The sequence below is a fragment of the Streptomyces sp. NPDC058665 genome, assembly GCF_042714995.1.
Lineage (GTDB): Bacteria > Actinomycetota > Actinomycetes > Streptomycetales > Streptomycetaceae > Streptomyces.
Genome location: NZ_JBHXRX010000032.1, coordinates 1 through 20538, shown reverse-complemented (window position 1 = coordinate 20538; position 20538 = coordinate 1). Strand labels below are relative to the sequence as shown.

15 protein-coding genes and 1 pseudogene are annotated in these 20538 nt (G+C 71.0%); 10 read left to right on the top strand and 6 right to left on the bottom strand.

Going from position 1 to position 20538, the window contains the following annotated elements; translation table 11 throughout:
- Positions 1–60 precede the first annotated feature (60 nt).
- Positions 61–1425 (bottom strand): ABC transporter substrate-binding protein, encoded by a 1365-nt coding sequence (locus ACFWV8_RS21645; protein WP_384204465.1) that lies wholly within the window; start codon positions 1423–1425, stop codon positions 61–63.
- 272 nt (positions 1426–1697) lie between these two features.
- Here ACFWV8_RS21645 and ACFWV8_RS21640 point away from each other — a divergent pair, with 272 nt between their 5' ends.
- The 3 genes from ACFWV8_RS21640 (at position 1698) to ACFWV8_RS21630 (ending at position 5202) form a co-directional block, all read left to right on the top strand.
- Positions 1698–2726: a LacI family DNA-binding transcriptional regulator gene (locus ACFWV8_RS21640; RefSeq protein WP_384204463.1), complete on the top strand. Its 1029-nt coding sequence runs from the start codon at positions 1698–1700 to the stop codon at positions 2724–2726.
- A gap of 268 nt (positions 2727–2994) precedes the next feature.
- The gene (manD, locus tag ACFWV8_RS21635) at positions 2995–4233 is read left to right on the top strand and encodes a D-mannonate dehydratase ManD (protein WP_384204460.1); all 1239 of its coding nucleotides are present in this window, start codon (positions 2995–2997) and stop codon (positions 4231–4233) included.
- Positions 4234–4362: 129 nt separating this feature from the next.
- Positions 4363–5202, top strand: a complete 840-nt coding sequence (locus ACFWV8_RS21630; RefSeq protein WP_384204457.1) for an alpha/beta fold hydrolase — start codon at positions 4363–4365, stop codon at positions 5200–5202.
- Between the two features lie 34 nt (positions 5203–5236).
- Here the strand turns inward: ACFWV8_RS21630 and ACFWV8_RS21625 are convergent, their stop codons facing one another.
- The 3 genes from ACFWV8_RS21625 to ACFWV8_RS21615 all read right to left on the bottom strand — a co-directional run bounded on the left by ACFWV8_RS21625 (position 5237) and on the right by ACFWV8_RS21615 (position 10660).
- A complete protein-coding gene (locus ACFWV8_RS21625) occupies positions 5237–5782 on the bottom strand; it encodes an AAA family ATPase (RefSeq protein ID WP_384204454.1) in 546 nt (181 codons plus the stop codon).
- Positions 5779–10206, bottom strand: coding sequence for a HEAT repeat domain-containing protein (locus ACFWV8_RS21620; protein WP_384204451.1), 4428 nt, complete (start codon positions 10204–10206; stop codon positions 5779–5781). Before ACFWV8_RS21620 ends, ACFWV8_RS21625 begins: the two co-directional genes overlap by 4 nt.
- Before the next feature lie 85 nt (positions 10207–10291).
- Complete coding sequence (locus tag ACFWV8_RS21615) at positions 10292–10660, bottom strand: DUF952 domain-containing protein (RefSeq protein WP_384204449.1); 369 nt, start codon at positions 10658–10660, stop codon at positions 10292–10294.
- A 665-nt stretch (positions 10661–11325) separates the two neighbouring features.
- Here ACFWV8_RS21615 and ACFWV8_RS21610 point away from each other — a divergent pair.
- Positions 11326–12531 carry a Cmx/CmrA family chloramphenicol efflux MFS transporter gene (locus ACFWV8_RS21610; RefSeq protein WP_384204446.1) on the top strand — a complete coding sequence of 402 codons (1206 nt, stop codon included), beginning with the start codon at positions 11326–11328 and terminating at the stop codon, positions 12529–12531.
- Positions 12532–12767: 236 nt separating this feature from the next.
- A pseudogene (locus ACFWV8_RS21605) lies at positions 12768–13653 on the top strand (sigma factor).
- A 36-nt stretch (positions 13654–13689) separates the two neighbouring features.
- Here ACFWV8_RS21605 and ACFWV8_RS21600 read toward each other — a convergent pair.
- Positions 13690–14280 (bottom strand): TetR/AcrR family transcriptional regulator, encoded by a 591-nt coding sequence (locus tag ACFWV8_RS21600; RefSeq protein WP_384204443.1) that lies wholly within the window; start codon positions 14278–14280, stop codon positions 13690–13692.
- A gap of 114 nt (positions 14281–14394) precedes the next feature.
- On the opposite strand from ACFWV8_RS21600, the gene ACFWV8_RS21595 reads away from it, so the two are divergent.
- Both ACFWV8_RS21595 and ACFWV8_RS21590 read left to right on the top strand, forming a co-directional pair.
- Entirely contained in the window at positions 14395–15171 is a 777-nt protein-coding gene (locus tag ACFWV8_RS21595; protein WP_384204440.1) for an SDR family NAD(P)-dependent oxidoreductase, read from the top strand.
- Positions 15172–15329: 158 nt separating this feature from the next.
- Positions 15330–16052 carry a Clp protease N-terminal domain-containing protein gene (locus ACFWV8_RS21590; RefSeq protein WP_384204437.1) on the top strand — a complete coding sequence of 241 codons (723 nt, stop codon included), beginning with the start codon at positions 15330–15332 and terminating at the stop codon, positions 16050–16052.
- A 108-nt stretch (positions 16053–16160) separates the two neighbouring features.
- On the opposite strand, the gene ACFWV8_RS21585 is transcribed toward ACFWV8_RS21590, so the two are convergent.
- Positions 16161–17204: a glutathione S-transferase family protein gene (locus ACFWV8_RS21585; RefSeq protein WP_384204434.1), complete on the bottom strand. Its 1044-nt coding sequence runs from the start codon at positions 17202–17204 to the stop codon at positions 16161–16163.
- A gap of 264 nt (positions 17205–17468) precedes the next feature.
- On the opposite strand from ACFWV8_RS21585, the gene ACFWV8_RS21580 reads away from it, so the two are divergent.
- From ACFWV8_RS21580 to ACFWV8_RS21570, 3 genes are all read left to right on the top strand, one after another.
- Positions 17469–18635, top strand: coding sequence for a hypothetical protein (locus ACFWV8_RS21580; RefSeq protein ID WP_384204431.1), 1167 nt, complete (start codon positions 17469–17471; stop codon positions 18633–18635).
- Positions 18636–18987: 352 nt separating this feature from the next.
- Positions 18988–19506 (top strand): lytic polysaccharide monooxygenase auxiliary activity family 9 protein, encoded by a 519-nt coding sequence (locus ACFWV8_RS21575; RefSeq protein WP_329377478.1) that lies wholly within the window; start codon positions 18988–18990, stop codon positions 19504–19506.
- Positions 19507–19723: 217 nt separating this feature from the next.
- Positions 19724–20446, top strand: coding sequence for a chitinase (locus tag ACFWV8_RS21570; protein WP_329377480.1), 723 nt, complete (start codon positions 19724–19726; stop codon positions 20444–20446).
- Positions 20447–20538: the final 92 nt, after the last annotated feature.

Below are 20538 nucleotides of genomic sequence, written 5' to 3'. Positions count from 1 at the left end.
GGGCGCGTCCCGGCGGCCGGGCCGGTCACTCCGGACCGGCTGCCGGGACGGCCCCACGGGTCAGCGCGTGGCCTTCTCGATGCGCTCGTCCGTCGTCTTCCATGCCTCGTCCGGGCTCTTGCCCTGCGCCTCGATCAGCTGGAGGCCTGCCGAGAACGCGTCCTTGATCGTGCCGTCCTTGCGCCCGAGTACCTGCTCGTCCGGGATCTCCTTCGCCGCGTCGCCGAAGATCTGGCCGATCGGCGCGCCGCTGAAGTACTCGGACTTGCCGTTGGCCACGGCCGGAATGTCCAGCGCCGTCTTCGAGGACGGGAAGTTGCCGAGCTTCTCGAAGATGGTCGCCTGCTGTTCGGGTGCGGTCAGCCAGGCGATGAGATCGGTCGCCTCCTTCTTCACGGGGCTGTTCTCCATCACCCCGAGGAACGCGCCGCCCCAGTTGGCTCCCTTGGGCGCCTTGGCGACATCCCACTTGCCCTTGTTCGCCGGTCCCGCCTTCTCACTGATGTGCGCGAGCATCCAGGCGGGACAGACGGTCGTGGCGAACGTGCTGTTGGCCAGTCCCGGGTCCCAGCCGGGCTGGAACTGCCGCAGTTTGGCGGTCAGTCCGGACTCCGCGGCGTCGGCCGCGAGCCCCCAGGCGTCCGTGACCACGGGGTTGTCCTTGTAGATGAGCTTGCCGCTCTTGTCGTAGAACTGCTGCTCGTCGCCGTAGATCATCGCGTTGAACAGCCCGCTGGAGCTGTCCATGAAGGCGAGCTTCTTGTTCTTGGTGCCCTTCTTGAAGTCCCGGCCGACGTCCACGTACTTGGACCAGTCACCCGCCCACAGCTTCTCGACCTCGGCGCGCTCGGTCGGCAGCCCCGCCTGCTCGAACATGTCCTTGCGGTAACAGACCGCCATCGGACCGATGTCCGTGCCGAGCCCGAGCAACTTGCCGTCCTCCGTGGTGACCTGGCTCGACTTCCACGGCAGGTAGTGGTCGAGACCGGGCGTCTTGGACAGGTCGGCGAACTTGTCCGCCCGGGTGTCGACCAGCTCCTTGGCCCGGCCTATCTCTATGCCCTGGATGTCCTTGAGGCCACTGCCGGCGGCCAGATGCGTCTGGAGCGCCGTGTAGTACGTCTGCTCGTCGCCGGCCACGTCGGCCTCGATGAGGATGTCGGGATTCTCGTCCATGTACTGGTCGAGGAGCCCGGCCTCCTTGAACCCCATGACGCCGAAGAGGCCCACGCTGATGACGGTCTTGCCGTCCTTCGTCTTCGCCTCGCCGGTGTCGCCGCCTCCTCCGCAACCGGCCACGAGCACGAGCGAGAGACCGGCCGCCGCGACGGCGGCGAGCGAGGGGAAGCGGTTCGGAGAACGGGACGGAACACGGGAGGGAAGAGCGGAGATTTCGGATCCGAAGCGATGACGGGCGGTGCCCATGTGCTTCCTCCTTGCGGGCGCTCGACGCGCCGAAAAGTGACTCGGTGAACACACCGGACGCGGGCCCGTCATCCGGCGAACAAGTGAGTGGGAGCGCTCCCAGTCGGTTGTGGAAGACTCTGCGGAGTACGTCGCACCGTGTCAAGAGTTGAAGACATTTCCGTTGCCCGGAGATGTCCGGCACCGAGTGGGGCGGGACGGTACGTCGCGGGCCGAGTGCCCTGCGTGGAAAGGAACCGGACCGCCCTCGCGGGCAGAAGTCAGGAGAAGCGATGAGCAGCCGTAAACAGCAAGGTCAGCGGCCAACTCTTGAAGCCGTCGCCGAGCTTGCGGGGGTGGGCCGTGGGACCGTTTCACGGGTCGTCAACGGTTCGCCCGGCGTCAGCGCGAAGGCCCGCGCCGCGGTCGAGACGGCCATCTCGCAGCTGAACTACATACCCAACCCGGCCGCGCGCAGCCTGGTCACCAGCCGGACGGACTGCCTCGCGCTGGTGATACCCGAGTCGGAGAGCCGGCTGGCGGCGGAGCCGTACTTCTCGTCGGTGATCCGCGGCGTGAGTACGGAACTGGCCGACACCGAGATGCAGTTGCTGCTCATCCTGGTCCGCGACCGGCGCGAACTCGACCGGCTCACTCGCTTCGCCGCGGCCCGCCGGGTGGACGGTGTGCTGCTGGTGTCGATCCACGACGACGACCCGCTGCCGGGCCTGCTCGAAGAGATGCGGATGCCGACGGTCCTCGCGGGCCGGCGCTCGCCCGAGGAGTCCCTGAGCCATGTCCACTCCGACAACGTCGGCGGCGCCGCGACGGCCGTACGGCACCTGATCGACGGCGGGCGCACCACGATCGCGACGATCACCGGACCGCTCGACATGGACGTCGGCAACAGCAGGCTCCGGGGCTGGCGCGAGGCCCTGGCGGAGCGGGGCCTGCCGGTGGACGAACGCCTTGTCGCGGTCTCGGACTTCACCGAGGAGGGCGGGCGTACGGCGATGAGCGACCTGCTCGACCGCGCCCCGGGCATCGACGCCGTGTTCGCGGCGTCGGACGTGATGGCGGTGGGCGCGCTGACCGAACTGCGTGAGCGGGGGCGGCGGGTGCCCGAGGACGTGGCGGTGATCGGCTTCGACGACTCGGTCATCGCCCGGCATACGACACCGGCGCTGACGAGCGTGCGGCAGCCCATCGAGGCGATCGGCCGCTCGATCACGAGGCTGCTCCTGGAGGAGATCGCGGAGCCCACCACGGCCCACCAACAGCTCGTGCTGCCAACGACGTTGATCCTGCGCGACTCCGCGTGAGGGGGGGTCCGCGTGACGGGGGCGGGGCGAGGTGGGACGGTCCGGCGCGGGGCGGGCCGGGGCCGGCGCGGGCAGGGGCCGGCGCGGTGGTCGACCGCCGCGACCGCGCCCCGGCGGGCCGGGGCCGGCGGGAGTCGGAGCCGTAAAAGATCGAAAGGCCCTCGCCCCGTACCCTCGACGAGCCGAAACCCCTTGTGCCCGCCGTCCGTTCGCTGTCAGTTCGCCGTCCGTCCGCCGTCCGTCCGCCGTCCGAGGAAGGCCACCGCCCATGAAGATCCAGTCCGTCGAAACGGTCGTCACCAGCCCGGGCCGCAACTTCGTGACCCTGCGGGTGACCACGTCCGAGGGTGTCGTCGGGCTCGGCGACGCCACCCTCAACGGCCGCGAACTGGCCGTCGACGCCTATCTGCGCGAGCACATCACCCCGCTCCTGCTCGGCCGTGACGCGGGCGCGATCGAGGACACCTGGCAGTACCTGTACCGGGGCGCCTACTGGCGGCGCGGCCCGGTCACCATGGCCGCGGTCGCCGCCGTCGACATGGCCCTGTGGGACATCAAGGCCAAGACCGCGGGGATGCCGCTCTACCAACTGCTCGGCGGGCGGAGCCGGCGCGGTGCTCTCGCGTACGGGCACGCGGCGGGCCGCGACATCCCCGAGCTGCTGGACTCCGTGCGCGCCGTTCTGGCTCAGGGCTACCGGGCGGTCCGGATCCAGACCGGTGTACCGGGCCTGGACGCGGTGTACGGGGTGGACGGCGGCGACGCCGCGACCGGGGTCGGGCTGCGGACCGGCGGGGGGAGCGGGGCGGGCGACCACCCGCTGCCGTTCGAGGAGGTGTGGGACACGGCCGCCTACCTCCGCCATATCCCGGCGGTCTTCGACGCGGTGCGCCACGAGTTCGGCCCCGAACTCCCCCTGCTCCACGACGGCCACCACCGGATGACTCCGATCGAGGCGGCGCGGCTCGGCAAGTCCCTTGAGCCGTACGGTCTGTTCTGGCTGGAGGACTGCACCCCGGCGGAGGACCAGACGGCGCTGCGGCTCGTACGGCAGCACACCACGACCCCGCTCGCCATCGGCGAGGTCTTCAATCATGTGAACGACTACACGACGCTGCTCGGCGAGCGGCTGATCGATTACGTGCGCTCCGCGGTCACCCACGCCGGAGGCATCACGGCCCTGCGCAAACTCCTCGACCTGGCGGCGGTGCACGGCGCCAAGTCCGGGATCCACGGTCCGGCCGACATCTCACCGGTGGGGATGGCCGCCGCGATCCATCTCGACGTGGCGATCCACAACTTCGGTATCCAGGAGTACACCCGCCACTCGGCCGACACGCTGGAGGTCTTCCGGCCCTCGTACACCTTCGACGGCGGACTGCTGAATCCCTCGGAGGCTCCGGGCCTCGGGGTCGAGCTGGACCTGGAGGCCGCCGCCCGCTTCCCGTACTCCCCCGCGTATCTGCCGGTGAACCGGCTGCTGGACGGCACGGTGCACGACTGGTGAGCGGGGTGACCGGAGGGGGGTGGGCGCAGTCGGGTGGGCGCAGCGGCGCCTGCGCCACGGTGTCCGCAGCGGGCCCGGCCGGCGAAAACCCGGTTGCCGCCGGTCGGCGCCGCTGCCAGGGTCTGCGCGATGCCTACCTTCTCCGCACCTGACACCACGCAGCTCGCCTACCACGTGTACGGCGATGGCCCTCCCCTGGTCTGCCTGCCCGGCGGGCCGATGCAGTCGTCCGACTACCTCGGCGAGTTGGGCGGCCTCTCGGCGCACCGGCGGCTGATCATGCTGGATCCTCGTGGCACGGGCGGGTCCGCCGTGCCGGCGGACCCCGCGTCCTACCGGTGCGACCGGCTGGTGGCCGACGTGGACGCGCTGCGCGAGCATCTCGGACTCGACCGGATGGAACTGCTGGGTCACTCCGGCGGCGTGAATCTGGCGGCGCTGTACGTGGGCCGACACCCGGATCGCGTCGGCAGGCTCGCGCTGATCACCCCCAGTGTCTGGGCGGTCGGTATCCCGATCCCGGGCGAGGTGCGGCGCGAGACGGTACGGCCCCGCCACGACGAACCGTGGTTCCCCGAGGCGTACGCGGCGCTGGAGGCGATCACGCGGGGCCGTGCGACCGCCGACACCTGGCAGGCCATTACGCCCTTCTCCTACGGCCGTTGGGACGAGGAGGCGCGGGCCTACGAGAGCGCCGGGGAGGCTCAGCGCAACGACGAGGCCGCGGGCGTCTTCGCCGGAGAGGGTGCTTTCGACCCTCAGTCCACGCGCCAGGCACTCGGCCGGTTCGAGCGGCCGGTGCTGCTGCTCGCGGGCGAGGTCGATCCGGGAGCACCGCCGGCCGTCGTGACCGAGTTCGCCGGACTCTTCCCGAACGCCGAACTCGTCGTGCAGCCCGGCGCGGGGCACTTCCCCTGGCGTGACGATCCCGAGCGGTTCGTGGCGGCGACGGCGGCATTCCTGTCCTGAACTCCCGCCGGGCGACGGGGAGTCGGGGCCGGGGTCAGATCTCGGCGCCGACCCGCTTCAGCAGGTCGTCCGCGAGGTCCGCCGTCGGCCGCTCGCCGTCCAGGAAGATCGTCCCGGTGGGCATGGTGTCCACCGCCGCCACGCAGCGCACCATCCTCTCCATGGCCCATTCGAGGCCGGCGGCGTCGCGCTCCGGGTCGCCGCCACCGTGTGTGACCACCCGGGCCCTGAGGCGGCGCTCCAGCACGTCCGCCGGGACCTTGAGGAAGAAGTGGTGCATGGTGACCCCGGCCGCCTCCAGCGCGCCGAAGACCTCGCTCACATAGAGCGGGTGCACGAGCGTCATCGGCACGAGGACCGGCCGCTCGTACTCCCTGAGAAGCCCCAGCGCCAGCGAGACCAACTGGCTTCGCCACAGCGGCAGATCCTGGAAGTCCCCGGTCGGGACGTCCACGATGTCCCGCAGAACGAGGCCGACCTGCTCAGGGTCGTACACCAGCGCGTCGGGCCAACGGCTCGACAGCTCCGCGACCAGTGTCGTCTTGCCCGCGCCGAAAGAACCGTTCACCCAGACGATCATGTTGTTCTCTCCTCTTCCGCTGCCGTGATCCGGTCGAGCAAGGACGTGTAGAGGGAGCGCCTGTCCGGCCGCGCGTGGTCGGCCGTGTGCCGGAGCGCGGGGATCACCCGACGGCCCAGGTGCTTCAGACCGTCGGCCGCCGCGCCCCGTACGGCCGGGTGGGGATGGTCGAGCAGGGCGACGATCGCGGGGACGGCGGGCTCCCAGCCCGCGTGGGCGAGGGTGCGGACCGCCGAGCGCACCACGTCCGGCTGCGGATCGTTCAGGAGCGACGACGTGTGGCCGAGGTACGTCGCCCGGTCGAACAGCGCTCGGGATGTGCGGTGGGCGTGGAGCCGGACACGAGGCCGGGGGTGGTGCAGCAACTCGCCGATCAGCTCGCGCAGTTCGGGGTCGTCGGAGCCTGTCGAGCCGGAGCGGTCCGCGGCGAGAAGGGTGAGCGCCTGGCGAATCCGATCGGGGCTGCCGGTACGGGCCAGACGCAGCAGATCCGGGCGGGAGGGCCCGCCCGTGGATCCTCCCCGTTCCGTCAACCGCGCCCGTGCGTTGGTGTGTTGACGATCGGCGGCCGGGTCGGGCAGCGGTCCTTCGACGAGGACGAGGCTGTCGGCGACACGGTCCCGGCCATCGGCGCGCAGCCGGCGGCGGATCTCGGTGAGCTCGAGGGTACGGAGCACCGGACGACCGGCGAGAAGGTCCAGGAACCCCCACGCGCCCGCCATGACGCGATCGGCGATGGTCACGGCGAGCGTGTCCGCCGGGACGGCGGCCAGGACGGGACGAACCGCTTCCGGGGCCCGCTGCCACAGCTCCAGAAGCGCGGGTACGAGCGGTTCCAGGGCCGACGGGCCGAGTCGTACGGCCACGCGGGTCAGCCGCTCGTACCGGATCCCGCCCGGCTCCGTTTCCCCCAGCAGTGCGACGAGCGCGCCCACCGGTACGGCGCCGGGCGGGATCTCGACGTCGACGCGACCGTGGAGGTACGCGCGCAGAACCGCCGAACGGACGTCGGGATCCGGCCACTTGAGCAGTGCGAGAGCCGCGGTGCGACGCCGGTCCGGATCGGGCGCGTCGAGCATGTCCAGCAGACGTGCGCGCAGGGCCGCCGAGCGTGGCTGATCCAGATCGTCCGCGCGCACCGTCCGGTTCGGTCTCCGCGTGGTCGAGGTGTCGGCGTCGGTCTCCCCGAGGGTGCAGGGCGGTACGTCCAAGGGTTGGAGAGCCGTCATCCGGTCGAGCAGAGCGGGCCGGGTCGCGGGATCGGCGGTCGGATATGCGTCGGCCAACGCGGCGAGTTCCGCACGGGAGTTGGTCGGGGAGGCGGGTGCGTCCGGGATCCCGAACGCCTCGCGCAGTACGGCTTCCTCGGCTCGGGCGGTGGCCGCCGCGGCGAGCGCCTGGTCCAGGTCCGCGCGCACCAGCACGGCGCCGCAGCCTCGCAGCAGGCGCAACGTCGGCGCGGGCGCGGTGCCGGGCAGCGCACGTACCGTCGCGGCGACGGCCCGCTTCTCCACCGTCCGCAGGGTGGGTGCCACTTCTTCGAGGACGGACACGACGTCCCGTCCGTCGTCACCCGAAGCACCTGAAGCACTCGAAGTCGTCTTGTCCGTCAGGCACATGAGCAGAAGCCCGAGGTGCCGTGCGTAGGTCCGCCGCTCGTCGTCGGACAGCCGGCTCGGCCGGATTCCGACCGCCACCCTGACCAGTCCCAGCCGCGTGCCGGACATCGAGTCCGGCAGCGAGTCGGCAAGGGCGAGCCAGTCCGCGTGCGTCGGCCGCAGAGCGTGCAGCAGGTGGCGCGGGGGCAGCTCCCGGCGTCCGGCGATCCGCAACGCGCTAGCGGGCTGCCAGCCGCCGGTCACCAGTGCGTCGACGTCGGAGAGCACCGCCCCGCCCGCCGAGCACTCCGCGAGGCAGTCGCTCAGCAGATTGCGGGCGCGCGGCTCCTCCGCGCGGTCCATGGCGGCGCGCACTGTCGCCTCGTAGGCGGCACCGAGTATGGACCGCAGCGCCTCGACGAGTGCGGTCCTGAATCCTGGATTGTCGTGCCGGGCAAGCCGGTTGAGAAGCTGAGGCACGGCGACCGCGGTGCCGGCTCGGGCCAGCACTCCCGCCGCGGTCTTCTTGATGTTCATGTTCGGGTGGTCGAGGCAGTCGGCGATGGCGCCTGACGCCCAGCGCGCGCGTGCGTGGCCGAGGGCGAGCAGCGCCTGCCGTACGGTCTGAATGTCGTCGGCCGTGGTCAGGGTGATGAGGCTCGCCGAGAGCGCCTGCGCGTCGTCGCCTTCGGTGTCCTGGGCGAGCAGCGCGATCACGTGTTTGCGCACATGGGGGCTGCGGTGGCGGAGCATCCGATGCACGCGGGGCCGGGTGTGCGGATACGGGATTCTGGTGAGCAGTTCGAGGAGGATCACCCGCTCGTCGTCGGTCGGCCCGGGGCGGTCGAGCAGATCGAGAACGATGGTCGCGGCGAGCGCGTCGCCGGCCGCGTCGGCGTCGGAGGCGTCGAGCAGGCAGATCGGCCGGATCCTGCGCCTGGCGTGCAGCCGTCGACCCAACTCCCGTACGGCTTCAAGGACTTCACCGGGCACGACCGCCTCTCCTGCGGCCGGACCGTCCGGCTGCGGGGACCGGTCGCGGCGACGCTCGGTCAACACGCGCTCCCGCAACGTCAGTTCGGTCACCACGTCCAGGAGGAGTTCGGCGATGACCGGGATCGTAATCGCGCCGCCGTGGGCGGCGAGTCCGCACAGCGCCGTCACCGGGTCGGCCCGGTCCACGCGGGCTGCCAGGAGCGCCAGTTCGCCCTCGTCGGGACCGCCGAGATCGGCGGCGATCCGCGCGGGGAGGTCCGCGGGGTCGAGACGTACGAGGAGGGCTCGGCGCTCCACCGCGTCCTCGGTGAGCTGCCAGAGCAGCTCAAGTGCCCGGTGCCGTACGGCGCGCAGGTGGGGTGCGATGACGCCCCCGGCCCCGCCCCCGCCCCCGCCGTCGCTCGCCGCGAGCCCGAGTCCGTCCCGCAGCACGGCGACGGTCCGGGCTCCCCCGATCGCCTCCAGGGTGTCGAGAGCGGCCCCGGGCTCCGTCTCAAGCCGCGTCAGCACCGCCTCTTCGGCGGCTGTGCGCCGCAGCGCGCGCAGCGCGTCGAGGAACGGCCGAGGGACCGAAGTCGCCACCAGCATCCTGGCGATGGCGTCGCCGACCGGGACATCACCGGACTCCCCCATGCCCTGTCCGGCCAGCGCGACCAGCAGGTCGAGACGGCGCGGCCACTGCGGATCGTCGGCCGGGGCGTTGGTCAGCAACCGGAACAGGTCCTGACGGCAGGTGAACAGGATGGTGGCGACATCGCGCGGTGCGATGGCGTGGTCGGCCAGCACGAGTGCGATCACGGCGGGGACATCGGGGGCGGTCACGAAGTGTCCGCGCCGGTGGAGCCCGCGCAGACAGGCGATGGCGGGCTCGCCGAAGAGCAGCGGATCACGGGTGGCGACGGCCGTCAGCTCGCGGATGTCGTCGCGTGTCGCGAGGGAGCCGAGCAGTTCCAGGGCGCGGCGGCGCAGCCGGGGCGGCAGGTCCGGGTCGTCGACGGCCCGGCGCAGTGCGCCGCTCTCGCCGTAGCGGGCGAGTGTGGTGAGCGCGGCTTCGGCCACCTCGGGTCGTACGGTCGCTTCGGCGCCGCTCAACAGGGTGGACACGGCGGACAGGCGACCGCGCGGCAGGGGCTCCAACACCGCCCAGGGCTCGGCGAGTTCGGACAGCGCGGCGGCGACGGTCGCGGGCGCCGCGTCGACGTCGAGCAGGCGCGCCAGATGGGCCCGTACGAACGCGGCCGACAGGACTCCGGCGTGCAGGCCTTCCCGGGCCAGCCTCAGCGACTCGCCGACCAGCACCGGATCGCCGCTGTCCAGCAGCTCCGCGATCAGTTGCCGGGGCCGGCGAGCCCCGGCGATGTCCGTCCCGTGTACGGCGTGGTGAAGCAGCTCGCCCGTGGGCTCCCGGCGGACGGTCGTCGGGTCGCCCGCGATCTCGGCGCGCAGCCAGGCGATCTGTACGCGTACGGGGTGCCGGGCCGTACGCCACGCCGGGGCGCGGCCCGCGACCGCGTACGGCGTCGGCACGTACGGGCCGAGCCGCGCGTACAGCTCCGCCAGGACGAGAGCGTCCTCCGCCGGCCAGGTCCCGGCGACGGACAGTGCCGTGGGCAGCAGAGCACCGAGTTCGGCCGGGTCACCGCAGGCGGTCCGCTCTCCGAGGAGCACCAGCCCCAGCGACCGTACGGGGGCGTCCTCGTGCCGGAGCAGCCGCTCGAAGACGACGGGCGGGCAGCAGGCAGCGTCCACGAGCACGGACAGCCGACGCACGTCGGCCCGCCGGAGCGCGTCGTCGAAGGCTTCGTCGAGGGCTTCGTCCACCGGGGTCATCGCGATCGATCCTAGGCGCGGCGTCGATCGCCCCACCAGGGAGATTCGGCCGCCGGGAACCGGCCCCGGCGTCCGCCGGTGTCAGCTATGTGACGGAGCTGTCCCGCGCGACCAGTGCCCAGCCCTCGCCGTCCTGGCCGCGGACGATGTCCATGACCTGGACCACGGCGTCACGGTTGAGGGGTCCCCGGAGCCGGGCCATCCGGAATCCGGGGCGCTGGGCGAGCGGTGACCGGGCGGGCGGTGCCACCCGGTCGACCGGGACGTCCACCCGTGTCTCGTCGATGGCCAGGACGACTCCGGCCGTGTCGTGGTTGAAGCGCGCGACCGCCATGAGCACTGCCTCCTCGGTCGGGGAGCAGTGGACCGTGCCGTCGCGGGCGAGTGACGGCGGCGCGTAGGGCCGGTCCGGATCGGCCAGCCAGTTTTCCAGTACCGCGAAGTGATAGAGCATGGGGCGGTTATAGCTGTCCGGACGGGACCGGAGCGTCCGCACCGCCGCACTCACCGGAACGGACCAGCCGCGCCTGTTCGGTGTCCGCGGTCCGTTCGTGCGGTGCGCGGAGGAGGCAGGAGCACCTTGCCGGGGTGCGCCCCAGTCTCCGTGCCGTCTCGCCTGCGGCGCTCCGTACCGGTGCCACGACGTACGAACCATCGCCGCTCGCGCGTGAAGGTGGTGGCCGGCCGCCGTACCCGCACATCGTTATTCGGGTGGAGACCACACGGCGCGGCTGGTAGTTTGCCGATCATGACCAGCCCCGAGGCCGACAGACTCTAGCCACCGGTCGCCCGGTGGCTGATCCGCTGTCGAGTTGGCACCAGTACGACCGTGAGGGTCGTGCGTGAGTGCTCGGTACGGCTGTTGCCGCCGGTCCGCCGTCGTGTGGGCCGCCTCTGAACGTCGGCACTCGCGGAGTCCTGCCTTTCCGCGTCTCCTGCTCTGTCCGGTCCGTCCCGGCCACCCTCGGTGAACTCCCAGGGCCTGCCCGGCGGTTGGCAGAACTCCGCCGCGTTGCCCCTGCGCCGTGACACGCCGTCATGCCGCCTCACGGGCGCGGCCCACCTCCCCCGCATCACCTGACAGGACGTCAATTCCGCTGCCTCCCTTGGGGTTCCTTCATGCCATTCGCTGTCTACGTGCTCGGGCTCGCCGTCTTCGCCCAGGGCACCTCCGAGTTCATGCTGTCCGGGCTCGTCTCGGACATCGCCGAGGACCTGCATGTGTCCATCCCCGCCGCCGGGCTCCTGACCTCGGCGTTCGCCGTGGGGATGGTGATCGGCGCGCCGTTGATGGCGCTCTTCAGTCGTAAGTGGCCGCGCCGCCACGCGCTGCTGATCTTCCTCGCCACCTTCGTCGCCGCGCATGTGATCGGAGCGGTGACGCCCAGTTACGAACTGCTGCTCGCGACCCGGATCGTCGGCGCGCTGGCCAACGCGGGATTCTGGGCGGTCGCCCTGGTCGCCGCGCTCGCGATGGTCGAGCCGGCGGCGCGGGCGCGTGCCACGTCGGTCGTGGTCGGCGGTGTCACCGTCGCCTGTGTGGTGGGCGTGCCCGCCGGGGCGCTGCTGGGTGAACACCTGGGGTGGCGGGCGGCGTTCTGGGCGGTGGCTCTCGTGTCGCTGCCCGCACTCGTCGCGATCGTGACCTCGGTGCCGGACGAACGGCCCGCGACGACCATGAACTCCTCGGTCGCGAGCACCGAAACTCCCACCCTACGGGCGGAGTTGCGCGCCCTCACCGGCCGGCGCGTGCTGCTTACGCTGCTGACGATGGCGCTCGTCCAGGGCGCGACGTTCGGCGCCTTCTCCTACCTCGAACCGCTGGCCACCCACGTCACCGGACTCGGCGACGGATGGGTGCCCGCCCTGCTGGCGCTGTTCGGTGTGGGCTCGTTCGTCGGCGTCACCGTCTCCGGCCGTGTCGCCGACGCACGGCGGAGCGCCTTCGTCCTGGCCGGGATGGTGTCTCTCGCGCTCGGCTGGAGCGCGCTGGCGCTGAGCGCGGTAAGTCCGGTGGCGGTGGTGGCGCTCGTCCTCGTCCAGGGGATGCTCGCGTTCGGCACCGGTTCGGCGATGATCTCCCAGGTGTTCCAACTGGCTCCCGGCGCACCGACTCTGGCCGGTTCCTTCGCGACGGCGGCCTTCAACATCGGCGCGGCGGCCGGTCCCTGGCTCGGCGGGCTCACCATCGACGCGGGCCTGGGCTTCCGGTCACCGGTGTGGGTGAGCGCGACGCTGATGGTTCTCGCTCTGATCGCGGTCGGTGTCACCCGTCTCGTTTGCTCACCAGAACTCGCGACAGCTTCAGTCGCGGTGAAAAGCTAGACCCTCTCAGTAACGAAAGGCCGCTCCTGTGCCGGTCGGCAAAGACACCTCCAGCCCGGACACGCCGCTCGGGAGGTGGGATCCCGCGGCGCCCGCCGAGGTGGTGCGGCTGGGGCACGCGGGCGACCGGTGAGGGGATCGGTGAGGTGATCGGCCGCCGCTCGTCACACCCGCCGTGTCCCACACGTCAACACGGTGAAGAAACGCACCGCCGGGTTGGGTCGAGAGGTACGGCGATGGACGACAACGAATTCCTGGCGCGGCGCTTCGAGGGGCACCGCACCCATCTGCGGGCGGTGGCCTATCGGATGCTCGGTTCGCTGAGCAAGGCGGACGACGCCGTCCAGGAGGCGTGGTTCAAGCCGCACCGCTCCGACACGAGCGAGGTCGAGAATCTCGGCGGCTGGCTGACGACGGTCGTGGGCCGCGTCTGCCTGGACATGCTCCGCTCGCGTAGCTCACGGCGTGAGGACCCGTTGGAGGAGCCCGTACGGCTGCCCGACCCGATCATCAGCGGCGCGGCGGGCGTGGACCCGGAACACGAGGTGCTGCTCGCGGACTCGGTCGGGCTGGCCCTGCTCGTCGTACTCGAAGCGCTGGCGCCGGCCGAGCGGCTGGCCTTCGTCCTGCACGACATGTTCGCGGTGCCGTTCGACGAGATCGCCCCGGTCGTCGGCCGCACCCCGGCCGCCGCGCGACAGCTCGCCAGCCGTGCCAGGCGGCGGGTGCGGGGGGCGGCTCCGGCCCCCGACCCGGATGTCGCCAAGCAGCGAGAGGTCGTGGACGCGTTCCTCACGGCGGCGCGGGACGGTGACTTCGACGGGCTGGTCGCGCTGCTCGACCCGGACATCGTGGTGCGTTCGGACGGCGGGACGCTGCGTCCTGGCGGGCTGGTGCGCGGTGCTGCGGCCGTCGCGGGCGGGGCGATCTTCGCGGCCCGGTTCGCCGAGGTGTCGCGGCCGGCGCTCGTCAACGGCGCGGCGGGGGTGGTCGCGACCACGGACGGGCCAGCCGGTCTCGGTCATGGCGTTCACGATCTCCGGGGGAAGGATCGCCTCCATCGACATCCTCAACGACCCCGAGCGGCTGGGCCGGCTCGATCTGACGGTCCTGGACGGCTGAGCGAGGGATGTCAGCTCATGGCAGTGAGCGGGCCGGTCAGGCAGGGCGCCGTCGGAGCCCTTCGAGGGCCTGGGCGAGCGCCACTTCCAGGTAGTCGATCCGATCGGTCGCCATCAGCATGCCCGCGCCGCCCGAGACGGCGGTCAGGATCGCGGTCGCCGACTCCTCGGCGTCGACGGACGCGTCGATCTCTCCCGCGTCCTTGAGTGCCCGCACCCCGGCGACGAGATGGGCGTGCCAACGGTCGTACAGCCCGGTGACGATGGTGCGCGTCGCCGGGTCCGCCATGCCGAGCTGGCTGGTCAGCGCCGAGAGCGGGCAGCGCTGCCGCTGCGCGTCGTACCTCTCGATAATCCGCCGGTGCCAGGCATCCCAGGCATCCCAGGACGTGAGATCGCCGAGCATCGGCTGCTGGTCCGCCAGTACCTGCTCGGCCTCGTACTCGGCCACGGCGAGCAGCAGGTCGGACTTGCCGGCGGGGAAGTAGTGGAAGAGCTGGCTCTTGCTGGTGGCCGTCACCGCCCGGATGTCGTCCAGATTGACGTTGGCGACGCCCCGCTCGCGCAGCAGACCGGCCGCGCCCTCCACGATCCGCTGTCTGGTGCGGGCACCTCTGGCTGTCAACACATCGCCGAGGCTACCAACTCTGGACCGCACAGTCCATTCACGTGTTACATTGTGGACCAAGCGGTCCAGTCTCAGTCTGGCCCGGTCCGACTCCCAAAGGAGAAGCGCACAGTCATGGGCACACGCCTGCGGAACAAGACAGCTCTCGTCACGGGATCCACCAGCAATATCGGCCGGGCGATCGCCGTCACCCTCGGAGCCGAGGGGGCGCATGTAGTCGTCTCCGGCCGCAGCGCGGAGCGCGGCGCCCAGGTCGTCGAGGAGATCAGGTCGGCCGGCGGACGCGCCGACTTCGTCGCCGCCGATCTCGACGGGACGTCCCGGGCGAGCCGCGCGCTCGCGGAGGAGGCGACGCGCGCGCTCGGCGGGCGGATCGACATCCTCGTCAACAACGTCGGCGTCACCACGGGCGGCGCGAGCACGCCGGACACCACCGAGGCGGACCTCGACCTGGTGTACGCGGTGAACGTGAAGGCACCGTTCTTCCTCACCGCGGAGATCGCTCCCGCCATGGCGGCGGCGGGCGGCGGCGCCGTCATCAACCTCGGGTCATGGGTGGCCCGCCTCGGCATCCCGGTGGGCAGCGGATACGCCGCCACCAAGGGGGCGCTGGAGACCCTGACGCGGGCCTGGTCCGCCGAGTTCGGGCCGCGCGGGGTGCGCGTCAACGGCATCTCACCCGGGGTGGTGCGCGCCCCCGAGCCGGGCGACACGGGGCCGCACCCGGCCGCCGCCATGATGAACGGCACGCCCGCCGGAACCATAGGGATGCCGGACGCGGTGGCCCAGGCCGCCGTCTATCTCGCCGGGGACGAGGCCGCGTTCGTGCACGGCACGGTGATCGACGTGGACGGCGGACGGGTGGGCGTGGCGGTCATCGCCGCCGCGTGAGCCCTGGTCGCGGACCGGCGCGACCCTGGGCAGCCCCGGACACCGGCAAGCAAACGGCGACGACGCCCACAACCGGTGGATCGACGAGCTGAAGGACTCGCCGATAAGATGTCAACATCGAGTTGACACTCTCAGTCCTGTCAACCCACCGTTGACACATGACGCATCCCATCCGGCTCGACGATCTGATCGACGCCATCAAGAAGGTTCACACCGACGCTCTCGACCAGCTCTCCGACGCGGTCATCGCCGCGGATCACCTCGGCGATGTGGCGGATCACCTGATCGGTCACTTCGTCGATCAGGCACGACGCTCCGGCGCCTCCTGGACGGACATCGGCCGCAGCATGGGGGTCACCCGGCAGGCGGCCCAGAAGCGGTTCGTCGCGAAGGCCCAGGACGAGGGGACCGACCTCGACGCCAGCCAGGGGTTCAGCCGCTTCACCGACCGGGCCAGGAAGGTGGTGATGACCTCCCAGGAGGAGGCCCGCGCCGCCGGCAACGACCAGATCAGGACGGAGCACCTCGCGCTTGGCCTGCTGAGCGAGCCCAAGGGAATCGGCGCGCTGGCCGTCTTCGCGCAGGGCGTGACGGCGGAAGCCCTGCGTGACGCGGTCGAGGCCGTCCTGCCCCCGGCCGTAGGCGAGGTGCCCGACCTCATTCCGTACGACGCGGGCGGGAAGAAGGCCCTGGAACTCACCTTCCGCGAGGCCCTGCGCCTGGGGCACAACTACATCGGCACGGAGCACATCCTGCTCGCCCTTCTCGAACAGGAGGACGGCAAGGGGGTGCTCAGTGGGCTCGGTATCGACAAGCCGGCCACCGAGTCCTACGTCTCCGAGGCGCTGGCCGCGATCGTCGCCGCACAGGAGAACGCCTGATCCGACCCGGCTCCGGCTGTGCCCGCCCGGCATTCCCGAGCGGTACGTCCCGGCCCCGGCGCGCCTCCTCGCGAGCGCGCCGGGGCCGGCGGCGTACCGGCGTCATCCTCAAGGTCGTCCGGCCGCCGGGACCTCCTCGTCCGCCGGCACCGGACCGGGCGGGGTGCCGTCCCCGAAGGGCCGGCCGCCCAACTCCTCGCGGTGGTGCGGTGTCAGCCAGCCGGAGAGATCGGGTCCCAGCGGGACGATGCCGGTGGGATTCACGCCCGTGTGCACCATGTAGTAGTGCCGCTTGATGTGGTCGAAATCGACCGTGTCGCCGAAGCCGGGCGTCTGGTAGAGGTCCTTCACATACGCCTGGAGCACCGGGTCCTCGGTCAGTTTGTTGCGGTTGCACTTGAAGTGCCCGTGGTAGACGGCGTCGAAGCGCACCAGCGTGGTGAACAGCCTGATGTCGGCGTCGGTGAGGCTGTCCCCCACCAGATACCGCTGACCGGCCAGCCGCTCCGACACCAGGTCGAGCCGGCGGAAGACATCGCGGTACGCGCGCTCGTAGTCACTCTGCTTCGTCGCGAAACCCGCCCGGTACACACCGTTGTTGACGTCCAGGTAGATGCCCTCCATCACCTCGTCGATCTCGTCGCGCAGTGACTCCGGGTACAGATCGGGCGCGCCGGGCCGGTGCAGCGCCGTCCACTCGGTCGCGAGGTCGAGCGTGATCCGCTGGTAATCGTTGGTGACGAGCTTCCCGCTCGGTACGTCCACGATCGCCGGCACGCTGACACCACCGGGGTAGTCCGTCTCGCGCGCGTCGTACGCCTCGCTGAGGAAGCGGATGCCCAGCACGGGGTCCCGGTCGTCGGGGTCGAGGGTGAAGCGCCAACTGCGCTCGTCCTGGATCGGATCGGCGATGGCGAGCGAGAGGGCGTCCTCCAGCCCGAGGAGCCGCCGGGAGACGAGGGCGCGGCTCGCCCACGGGCACGCGCGGCTCACCACCAGCCGGTAGCGGCCGGCCTCCACTGGCCAGCCGTCCCGGCCGTCGGCCGTGATGCGGTCGGTGAAGTGACTCCTGGAGCGCTTGAAGGGCTTCTTGGCGTGCGCCGCGTTCCCTTCGCTGCCCTTGGCTTCCCTGGCTCCGGTTGCGTCGCTCATGACCATCCTTCCCCGGTGGACCCCTGAGGAGAGCCCGGGGCCGGCCATCGACCATCGGCCGGCCGCTCTCCCCCACGGTGTCCAGCATGCGCGGAAACACAGGTACGGGCAGCGCGGACCCTCTTATGCCGCACATAAGTACGTCCCGGATGGCGCAGCACGGACAGGTGTGGGTTTGTTGTAGCGACGCGTGCGTGCTATTCACGCACCGTGACCAACACGGTGTGTGCGTACCCGTGAAGTTCGACGCAAGGGAGCCGCGCCATGCCGCTCGACCCCACCCCCGCCAACAACGAACACCACTTCGACGAACTGCCCGACCCGGACGCCCATGGGCCCGCCGGACCACGGGACCCGCTCGCGGAGCCCGGCGAGGAGCCCATACGCACGCTGCTCTGGACTGCCGCCACGTGCCGCCCGCTGGAGGAAGTGGCAGCGCTGGTGATGCTCCTCAAGCGGACGGGTGAGGTGCCCAACCCCGGTGACGAGGCCCTGCGGGTCGCCGCCGTGGCGCGTCCGATAGACGAGGTCATGCAGCTCGTCGCCATGCTCAACGAGCCGCCGCACGAGTTCGACGAGGCCGACACGACGCTGCGCGCCGCGGCCGTGGGGCGGCCGATCGAGGAGGTGGCGCAGCTGGTCTCGTTCCTCGGCACCCACGAGAACGAGCCACCCTTCGCGACCGCCCCTCAGAACGCGGACCACCGGAGGCCGGCGCCCAGAGCGTTCGAGCGGCCCGACGAGGAAGCCTGGTCCGGCGAGCCCGGCACTCGCGACGACCACGACGACCGTCGCGAGAGCCCTGCCCCCATCAACCTCGTCAGCCTCGCCGACCCCATGGCCCACACCTCTCGCCTCCCCGAGGCGGAGCATGAGCCCGAGCCCGAACACGTCGCGCCATGGACGAGCGCCCCGGCCGGCCCCCCGACCGAGGTCCCGCGCCTCGCCCCGCCGGCCGGTCCCCGCGACTGGGACCGGGACCGTACGGCCCCGTCCGCCCTGCGTTCCCCTCTGCGCTCGCGGCTGCGCCGGCCCGCCGCCGTCGCGCTGCTCGCGTGCGGTGTGATCCATCTCCCCACCGACTTCGCCGGTCTTCGGTCCGGCGGCTACGCGGACGCCGTCTCCCTCGTCGTCACCGTGCTCTGCCTGATGTTCGGCGCCTGGCTCGCGGTGGCCGACACCGCGCGGATCTGGTCGGCGAGCGCGGCCACGGCCGTCGGGGTCATCGCGGTTCACACCCTGTCGGGCCTCGGCACCACCGATCTCCTCCAGAGCAGTCTGGGCGCGGAGTTCGGCTGGGCGAGTCTCGCGGCGGTGGGCTGCGCGGGGGTCACACTGGCGCTCGCCGGCTTCGCCCTGATGCTCCGCCAGAAGACAACGGAGGAGGTGCCCATGCGGTCGCCGGCGGCGGGCAGCCCCTACGACGCCTGAGAATCCCCACCTCACACCCCGTCCCCCGTTCGCGGTCTGTCACCGGCCACGAGCGGGGGACGGTCGCGTCGCGACGCTCGAACAGCCGCCCGACCGGCCGTGACCGGGCCCTGCGGCGGTCCAACTGATCGTTCACACAAGCCTCTTGACGTGCACGCGACTGCCTGTATGGTCTAGGCCAAGTGGTAAAGACCTTTGCCGAATGCACGCGTGGATGAGTGCCTTCGGGAAAGGCCGTACGCCACCGCCCTTCGCGCCTCTTGGCCCCACACCTGAGAGGCCCGCCCGCACCGTACTCATGTCCCCCCACGGACCGGTAGGGAGCGGGAAGACCTGATGTGAAGGAGTACGTATGCATTCGAAGAGGAAGATGGCCGTCGCCCTCGGTGCGGTGATCGCGCCGATCGTCGCGATAAGCCTTCCCGCCGGTTCCGCGAGCGCCCACGGTTATATCTCCGACCCGCCGAGCAGGCAGGCCCAGTGTGCCGCCGGAACCGTCAGCTGCGGTGACGTCAAGTACGAGCCCCAGAGCGTGGAAGGCCCCAAGGGCCTGACCAGTTGCAGCGGCGGGAACTCCCGCTTCAGCGAACTGGACGACGACGGCAAGGGCTGGGCGGTGACCCCGATCGGCTCCAGCCAGAACTTCAACTGGAAGATCACCGCGCGGCACTCCACCAGCACCTGGCAGTACTTCGTCGGCGGCCAGAAGGTCGCGGAATTCAACGACGGCGGTGCGCAGCCCGGAGCGACGGTCACCCACAACGTCAACTTCGGCGGCCTGTCGGGCAAGCAGGAGATTCTCGCGGTCTGGAACATCGCCGACACCGCGAACGCGTTCTACGCGTGCATCGACGTGAACATCGGCGGCTGACGAATTCTCCCGCGGAGCCGGTAACCACGATCCCTCCGCCGAAGAAGCACTGACCGCCGGGCGTTCCCCCGGTGCCCCTCCCTGTGCCGGACGGTGCCCGATCCCCGCGCCGGTGAGCCCCTGATCTGCGAGAAGGGGCTCACCGGTGCCGCTCGACCCACCCCCCACACACCTGGGCCGCGGCATGTCTCCGAGGCCCTTTCAAGGAGTGAATCCCTTGCGTAAGCGCCTTATCGGCCTGTTCGCCGCGACCGCGTCGGCCGCCGCTCTCTCCCTGACGTCGCTCGCCCCTCTCTCGTCCGCCGCCGAGGAGGGCGCCGCCGACTTCATCGTCAGCGAGTCGCAGTTCAACCAGATGTTCCCGAACAAGAATCCCTTCTACACCTACGGCGGGCTGAACGCCGCGCTGAGCGCGTATCCGGGATTCACGGGAACGGGCAGTGACACCGTACGCAAGCAGGAAGCCGCGGCATTCCTGGCGAACGTCAGTCACGAGACCGGTGGACTTGTCCATGTGGTCGAGCAGAACACCGCCAACTACCCGCACTACTGCGACGCTTCACAGCCTTACGGCTGCCCGGCCGGCACCGACAAGTACTACGGCCGCGGACCGATCCAGCTCAGCTGGAACTTCAACTACAAGGCGGCCGGGGACGCGTTGGGCATCGATCTGCTCAACAACCCCGACCTCGTGCAGAACGATTCCGCCGTCGCGTGGAAGACCGGCCTCTGGTACTGGAACACCCAGACCGGCCCCGGCACCATGACCCCCCACAACGCGATCGTGAACGGCGCCGGATTCGGCGAGACCATCCGCAGCATCAACGGCAGTATCGAATGCAACGGCGGAAACCCCGCCCAGGTGCAGAGCCGTATCGACAAGTACACCCAGTTCACCGGAATCCTCGGTGTGGAGCCGGGTGGCAACCTCAGCTGCTGACGCGGCCCTTGGGACGCGTACGAGGGGTGGGCCCGCCCGGGGGGGCGGGGGCCCCCCACCGGCCGGGGCCGGGGGCGTAAAAAAAACATAAG

Excerpts from the sequence above, each read along its gene's own strand:
- ACFWV8_RS21610 (WP_384204446.1), top strand. The coding sequence starts at position 11,326 with ATGCCATTCGCTGTCTACGTGCTCGGGCTCGCCGTCTTCGCCCAGGGC.
- ACFWV8_RS21640 (WP_384204463.1), top strand. The coding sequence starts at position 1,698 with ATGAGCAGCCGTAAACAGCAAGGTCAGCGGCCAACTCTTGAAGCCGTC.
- ACFWV8_RS21595 (WP_384204440.1), top strand. The coding sequence starts at position 14,395 with ATGGGCACACGCCTGCGGAACAAGACAGCTCTCGTCACGGGATCCACC.
- ACFWV8_RS21625 (WP_384204454.1), bottom strand. The coding sequence starts at position 5,782 with ATGATCGTCTGGGTGAACGGTTCTTTCGGCGCGGGCAAGACGACACTG.
- ACFWV8_RS21585 (WP_384204434.1), bottom strand. The coding sequence starts at position 17,204 with ATGAGCGACGCAACCGGAGCCAGGGAAGCCAAGGGCAGCGAAGGGAAC.
- ACFWV8_RS21645 (WP_384204465.1), bottom strand. The coding sequence starts at position 1,425 with ATGGGCACCGCCCGTCATCGCTTCGGATCCGAAATCTCCGCTCTTCCC.
- ACFWV8_RS21615 (WP_384204449.1), bottom strand. The coding sequence starts at position 10,660 with ATGCTCTATCACTTCGCGGTACTGGAAAACTGGCTGGCCGATCCGGAC.
- ACFWV8_RS21590 (WP_384204437.1), top strand. The coding sequence starts at position 15,330 with ATGACGCATCCCATCCGGCTCGACGATCTGATCGACGCCATCAAGAAG.
- ACFWV8_RS21580 (WP_384204431.1), top strand. The coding sequence starts at position 17,469 with ATGCCGCTCGACCCCACCCCCGCCAACAACGAACACCACTTCGACGAA.
- ACFWV8_RS21630 (WP_384204457.1), top strand. The coding sequence starts at position 4,363 with ATGCCTACCTTCTCCGCACCTGACACCACGCAGCTCGCCTACCACGTG.
- ACFWV8_RS21620 (WP_384204451.1), bottom strand. The coding sequence starts at position 10,206 with ATGACCCCGGTGGACGAAGCCCTCGACGAAGCCTTCGACGACGCGCTC.
- manD (WP_384204460.1), top strand. The coding sequence starts at position 2,995 with ATGAAGATCCAGTCCGTCGAAACGGTCGTCACCAGCCCGGGCCGCAAC.
- ACFWV8_RS21575 (WP_329377478.1), top strand. The coding sequence starts at position 18,988 with ATGCATTCGAAGAGGAAGATGGCCGTCGCCCTCGGTGCGGTGATCGCG.